5 protein-coding genes are annotated in these 6,837 nt (G+C 42.0%); 4 read left to right on the forward strand and 1 reads right to left on the reverse strand.

What is annotated here, in order from left to right:
• Positions 1-1,706 (reverse strand): pyruvate:ferredoxin (flavodoxin) oxidoreductase (gene nifJ, locus DP116_RS25980; RefSeq protein ID WP_169157900.1); only part of this gene is annotated, 1,706 nt, incomplete at its 3' end.
• A gap of 1,069 nt (positions 1,707-2,775) precedes the next feature.
• On the opposite strand from nifJ, the gene DP116_RS25985 reads away from it, so the two are divergent.
• The 4 genes from DP116_RS25985 to DP116_RS26000 all read left to right on the forward strand — a co-directional run.
• Entirely contained in the window at positions 2,776-3,801 is a 1,026-nt protein-coding gene (locus DP116_RS25985; protein ID WP_169157901.1) for a transporter, read from the forward strand.
• 239 nt (positions 3,802-4,040) lie between these two features.
• Positions 4,041-4,517 carry a DUF2808 domain-containing protein gene (locus DP116_RS25990; protein ID WP_169157897.1) on the forward strand — a complete coding sequence of 159 codons (477 nt, stop codon included), beginning with the start codon at positions 4,041-4,043 and terminating at the stop codon, positions 4,515-4,517.
• Positions 4,518-4,556: 39 nt separating this feature from the next.
• Positions 4,557-5,033 carry a DUF2808 domain-containing protein gene (locus DP116_RS25995; RefSeq protein WP_343038453.1) on the forward strand — a complete coding sequence of 159 codons (477 nt, stop codon included), beginning with the start codon at positions 4,557-4,559 and terminating at the stop codon, positions 5,031-5,033.
• A gap of 243 nt (positions 5,034-5,276) precedes the next feature.
• Positions 5,277-6,837 (forward strand): efflux RND transporter periplasmic adaptor subunit (locus DP116_RS26000; RefSeq protein WP_169157899.1); only part of this gene is annotated, 1,561 nt, incomplete at its 3' end.

Genomic DNA, 6,837 nt, shown 5'->3' on the forward strand with positions numbered 1-6,837 from the left:
GTGTTAATCCGTCCTCCCATGCCACTTTCGCGAGCAACTTGATTCGCATTGATGACATAAAACTTCAGTTGCTTGCTAATAATTTGCTGTTGTACTTCCACTGGGAGATGTTCCCAAACGGTATCAGCATCATAAGGACTGTTCAGCAGGAATGTTCCTCCAACAACAGCGGCTTTTAGGACATCAATGCGTTCTACAAATACCCACTGATGACAACCAATAAAGTTGGCTTGTGAAATCAGGAAAGTTGAGCGAATTGGTTGTGAACCAAAACGCAAATGCGATACAGTTATTGAACCAGATTTCTTTGAGTCGTAAACAAAGTAACCTTGAGCGTAGTTGTCGGTTTGTTCACCAATAATTTTGATTGAGTTTTTATTTGCCCCCACTGTACCATCGGAACCCAACCCATAGAACATTGCGCGCACAACGTTATCTGGTTCAATAGAAAAGTCGGCGTCAAATGGTAAAGAGGTGTGACTAACGTCGTCGTTAATACCGATGGTAAAATGATTTTTTGATTTTGCCTGAGTCAGGTTTTCAAAAACTGCCAGCACCATCGCTGGGGTAAATTCTTTGGAAGAAAGACCGTAACGACCACCGATAATTTTAGGAGTAGAAATTCTTCCACTCCCCCTTTGTCTATCTAACCACTCCTCGTGAACAGCAGTGACAACATCCAAATAAAGGGGTTCACCTGCACTACCAGGTTCTTTGGTGCGATCTAGGACTGCTATTGCTTTGACACTAGCAGGTAAAACTTCTACAAACCGTTTGATATCAAAAGGACGGAATAGCCTAACTTTGACAACACCAACTTTTTTTCCACGGGCAATGAGGTTATCTACGGTTTCATGCACTGTTTCACAGCCGGAACCCATGATCACGATAACTTCTTCTGCATCAGGGGCACCGTGGTATTCAAAGATGCGGTAATATCGTCCTGTGATTTCCCCGAATTTATCCATTGCTTGTTGGACAATGTCGGGACAAACGTTGTAATAGGGATTAATGCTTTCGCGGGATTGAAAGTAAACATCGGGGTTTTGGGCGGTTCCCCGCAAGACTGGATGATCTGGGGTTAAAGCGCGATCGCGATGAGCAAATACCAGTTCCTCATCAATCAGCGCCTGAAGATCGCTGTCTTCCAAAAGTTGAACTTTCTGAATTTCATGAGAAGTGCGGAAGCCATCGAAGAAGTGCATAAATGGCACTCGTGCTTGAAGGGTGACGGCTTGGGCAATCAGAGCAAAATCCTGACTTTCCTGTACTGAAGCGGAACACAACAAAGCAAAACCAGTTGCACGCGCAGCCATCACGTCACTATGATCACCAAAAATTGACAGGGCATGGGTTGCTAAAGAACGTGCTGCAACGTGAATAACGGCACTGGTGAGTTCACCTGCTATTTTGTACAGGTTGGGAATCATCAACAGCAATCCTTGAGATGATGTGAAGGTCGTCGTCAGACTACCTGTTTGCAATGCCCCATGCACCGCAGCCGCAGCCCCGCCTTCACTCTGCATTGCCACCACTCTTGGAATAGTACCCCATACATTGGGACGTTCTTCACTCGACCAGGTATCTGCCCATTCACCCATTGATGATGAGGGGGTGATAGGATAAATGGCAATCACTTCATTTAGGCGGTAAGCAACACGGGCAACAGCCTCATTTCCATCTATTGTTGCAAAGGTTTTTTTCATGATTTCTCCTCTGAGATTGCCGCCTGCTGGAATTGCGGTCATCTATTCCTACTTAGTGATGCAAGTTTCGTTTTCTTCTTGAGCGATCAGTAGTACAGATTAGGAGCAGCCGAACCCGGAGGGTGCAAGATATCAGGTATCAAATACATAATTAGCTGCTACACTGTTTAGCTCACTTCATCGAAATGTAATGAGCCTAAAACTTATGACTTGCTGGAGATAAAATAAACTGTGTAGTTGCTACCCGTGACGTCAATTTTTATATCAATATTTTTTCATGCTAAGTTATCTCGTTGGCTGACTACATTTCGCTCTTCTTTTGAAGGAACACTAATCTTGCTTTTTTAGTATCGCATCACATCGTTTTCGTTTGTTTCTGTTAATTACTGATGTACTCAAACAACAAAATCTCTATTCTCTAAGGATTTTAGAAATTCAAGTCTTTTTATGGGGGTATAGGTTCGAGAATTTAATCAGAACTTTGATGTAGGAAATTGGAGTATAATTAATAATACAATTATGGTATTAAATAAACATTTAATGGAATTCACAATTATCATTACAAGCAGAAATTCTTCTCTCTGACAAAAACCAGTACAACTTGTTTCACTCTACACCCAAGAATCTGATAATTTTCAGTCTTTTGTTGGCTGATCGATGCGTTTTTAGTCTCTTGTGCGATAGTGTCATAAATGGGGTCAAAGCTAGGGGAGAAAGAGGGAACTACAGCACAAAACATATAAAATTTAACTTTAATTGTTCTGTTTAATCTTTCGTTACATACTTAGAAATTTTCCTGCCCACCTACTTACACCTCCACTTTCTGTTAGTCACTCAATTTGGGTTTACTCAACAAACTGCTGACAACCTTTTGTTACGGGCATAGTACATTTGCACAAAGGTAACTTCAGTTTAAGCCTATGAATGCAACTTGGTCTGAGACGACTGGCGTGGGCTTCAGGAGTAGGATTTTTGCTCAAAGACAGAGATTATGAACTAAAAATGAAATAAATATGAGAGTATTATGAAATAAAGTTCTCACAACTAAGGAGAGAGTATTTTGACTGAAATGTATATCTGCACCCTTGCTGCTTGTGGTGTGGTAGCAGTCATTTCTAGCAGTGCTTTGGCTATAGAAGTAAACTTAACAGACGAGTTTGCTGATAGCACTTCTGCCAACGAGCTTTATTTCAATACTGCTATTTCTTTACCAGATAAGGCGCAGGATTACTTATCCAACCAACCTGTATTCCAAGACTTGGTATCTGATGCAGTTGAACAACAACCTCCTAATCAAGCACAGAGTCCTCTCCCTGACAAAAGCCAGTACAACCTGTTTCACCCTACACCCAAAAACCTATGGCGGGAGTTGAGTACAGATCGCCCTGACCAAACAGAGTCTCCCTTTACTGTGGATGCAGGACATTTCCAAATAGAAGCAGATTTCTTCGTATATACCAGAGATACTAATAGTGCAGACGATACCCGTACAGAATCTTTCAATCTTTTCGTTCCCAACTTTAAAGTCGGTCTGTTAAATAACGTCGATTTACAGATTATCCCAGAAGTGTACAACGTCGTGCGTACTACACCCAAAGGTGGCTCCACTGAGGAACGCTCTGGCTTTGGTGATATTACAGTTCGCGTCAAGGTTAACTTTTGGGGCAATGACGTCGGCAAAACTGCGTTTGCTATGATGCCTTTTATCAAATTCCCTACTAATCAAAATAATTTGGGAAATAACTCAATTGAAGGCGGCATTATTTTTCCCTTGGGGATTGCACTGTCTGATAGGTGGGACTTGGGTATGATGACCGAGTTCGACTTTAATAAAAATGAAGTTGATTCTGGATATAATTTAGGTTTTGTCAATAGCGTCACCCTTGGCTATGCAATTAACTCCAGATGGAGTACTTATTTTGAGTTATTTACGGAAAAAACAACCGAGAAAGGCTCTGATTTCATTGCCACTTTTGACACTGGCTTGAAGTATCTGCTGACGGAGAATATCCAACTAGATGCAGGTGTTAACATTGGGTTAAAGCAGGCTGCGGATGATTTCCAGCCCTTTGTTGGCTTATCGATGCGTTTTTAGTCTCTTGTGCGATAGCGCCAAGTAAGGCTCCCTCTGGGAGCGTCGTCCGATCACTTCACAGGTGCTGTTGCCAGGAGGGGCACTCATGACAATTTATCACAATATGAATGAATAAGTTTTGTTAAAGAGCCAAAATTTCATCTTAATTTCATAGTGACCTGTCATTCTAGTTAAATAAAGGTTCGTGCAAACGATGAATCTGCAATCTAATTGAATAATTGATTCATTGGACAGACAAGATGAAGAAAACACTGATTTCTGCTGCGGCATTTGCTCTGGTTAGCGCAGCTTTAATTTCTGCTGGCTATGCAACTGCTAAAACAGATAACAACAGGGTTTTCAATGTTAATGATAGTGTAAAATTTCCTCCTAATAGCTGGCGGATTGTTAAACATACCTTTCGAGTACAAATTCCTCGGAATAACAATACTCTCTCCCAGCTAATTATTGATACTCCATCCTCTGTGGCTGTTAGTAATGATATTGATGTGTTGGATGATAAGGGTCAAAAAATTAACATTAATATTTCTGTCAATGGTAGAAGAATCTTAATAGATTTTCCGGAAAAAGTTATTTCTAACACCAAACTCTTAATTGAATTTAATAAAGTCAGACAACCAACTGTTGGTCCTGCTTCCGTTTACAGCTTATGGGCTAAAGCCGTCGGTAACGACACAGAGATTCCCGTAGGCACAGCTCAGTTTTCCACATTTTAATCTATAAATTATCACGACAGGTGTTGAATGAAGAAAATAATGATCTACGCTGTTGCATTGGCTCTGGCTACTGTAACCTTAATTCCTGTTAACTATGCAAAAGCTAGCGCAGATGATAGTCAAGATCCTCACATTGATGGAAACGCGCAATTTCCTCCTACACGCTGGTATGTTGTTAGACATACTTTCCGAGTACATATTCCCAAAAATAGTAAGGAGATTTCTCAGCTAAGTATTCAGGTTCCAACCAATGTAACTTTGAGCAATGATGTTGATGACATTAATGTAGAAGATAAAAATGGTCAGAGAATTAACACTAATGTTTCTGTGAATGACAAAACTATACTATTAGCTTTTACCGAACCAGTTGCTCCTGACACTCAGCTAGAAATTGACCTCAAGAATGTCAAACGACGAACAGGAGGAAATAGTTATTTTTACCGCCTCTTCGCTAAATTTGCTGGCGCTAGTACAGAAGTTCCTATAGGAGGAGCCAGTTTTCGCATTGGTTATTAACTCTATTACTACCCAGCCATTAAAAACTTTTAGAGTTAAGCTAGAGTTTAATTGCATATTTGTTGAAGTCAAGCCAGAAATTTCACAGTAATTTCATCCTCATATGACAAACTAGTGAAAAGGCAGTTTTGTTAGTGCGGAACATTTGCTGTGTTTACCCAATAGCAAGCGACTGTAACAGGACACAAATGCCAGCTTCAAGTCGTTACTCTAGTTCCTTAGTACTCAAGGACATTTCTAATAATGCACAGCCTTGAACGTTCCCAAAAATCTACAACACTCCGTTGTATTTCTGGAGGATTCCTGAGCTTGCTCCTACTAATTGCTCCCACAGTTGTTTTAGCCGACGGTGGACACGGAGATGAATTTCAAGGAGGAAGTGAAACCAGTCAAAGTGGCGGGTCTGTTGAAGTAGATGCCTCAACGGTTAAACAGCTAGGAATCAAAGTCGAGCCAGTGAAACGTCAGCGGCTATCTGTTGGTATTAAAACCACTGGGCAAATTGAGACCCTGCCTAGTCAAAAAGTGGAAGTCAATACCCCAATTTCTGGGGCGAAAGTGGTTGAGTTGTTGGTGGAACCTGGTGCAGTCGTGAAAAAAGGTCAACCTGTGGCTGTTGTAACCAGTCCTGACTTGGTGACACTGCGCGTTGAATCTCAAGAAAAACTTGCTTCAGGTCAAGCTGATTTGCAGCAAGCGCAAGCTGACTTACGGCTTGCTCAACAAAACTACGAAAAATATCAACAGATAGCTGCAGCCGAAATAGCCTCTGCACAGAATAAAGTGACCTTTGCTCAAGAAAAGTATGACAAAGATAAGGTAGTAGCTGATGCGGGCGCTCTCCCTCGTCGCAATGCTTTAGAATCCCAAACCCAACTAGCAGAAGCCAAAGCGGAACTGACCAAAGCTTCGAGCCGCCGGGACGTAATTGATGCTGAAAATAAACTTAAACGTGCTCAAGCCTCTGTTGAAGTAGCAAAAAAACGTATTCAACTCAGTAATACTAATTATGAGACTCGATTGCAACAACTGGGAAACAGCGCCAATGCTAAGGGACTGTTAACGGTGACGGCTCCCATTTCCGGTCGGGTTGCTGACAGACAAGTTACCATTGGTCAATCATTCAATGATGTAGGTGGCAAGCTGATAACGATTGTCAATGATAGTCGGGTTTATGCCACAGCAAATATTTATGAAAAAGATTTGGGCAAGGTAAGGACAGGTCAACGGGTAAGTTTGAAGGTAGCTTCTGTGCCTAATCGTACCTTCACTGGACGAATAGCCGTAATTGGTTCTGTGGTGGAAGGCGAAACGCGGGTTGTTCCTGTGAAAGCCGAAATAGATAACCCCGGTGGAGTTCTCAAGCCAGGGATGTTTGCCGAACTTGAAGTTTTGACAAACCAAACATCGACAGCTATATTAGCTATTCCTAATTCAGCTGTGGTTGATGTCAATGGTAAGAAACAGGTTTACGTACAAAATGGTAATGCTTTTCAAGCAACTGAAGTCACTTTAGGTCAAACCTCTGGGGACATGGTTGAGGTGAAGACTGGCTTATTCGAGGGTGATATGATTGTCACTCAGCGTGCGCCTCAACTTTATGCTCAGTCTTTGCGGGGTGGTACTAAGCCAACAGAAGGTGAGAAGAAAGAAGCGCAACCCGCACAGAAGACGGAAGTTAAAACGCCCAACTTGCCAGTACCCTTGTGGTTGCTCTTATCGGGAGGAGGGGCTGCTATTGCTGCAGTTGGTTTCTTAGCAGGTCGTCGCACCAAACGTCAAGAGGTTCCAGGAACACCAGAAT

It is taken from the genome of Brasilonema bromeliae SPC951 (genome assembly GCF_012912135.1).
GTDB lineage: Bacteria > Cyanobacteriota > Cyanobacteriia > Cyanobacteriales > Nostocaceae > Brasilonema > Brasilonema bromeliae.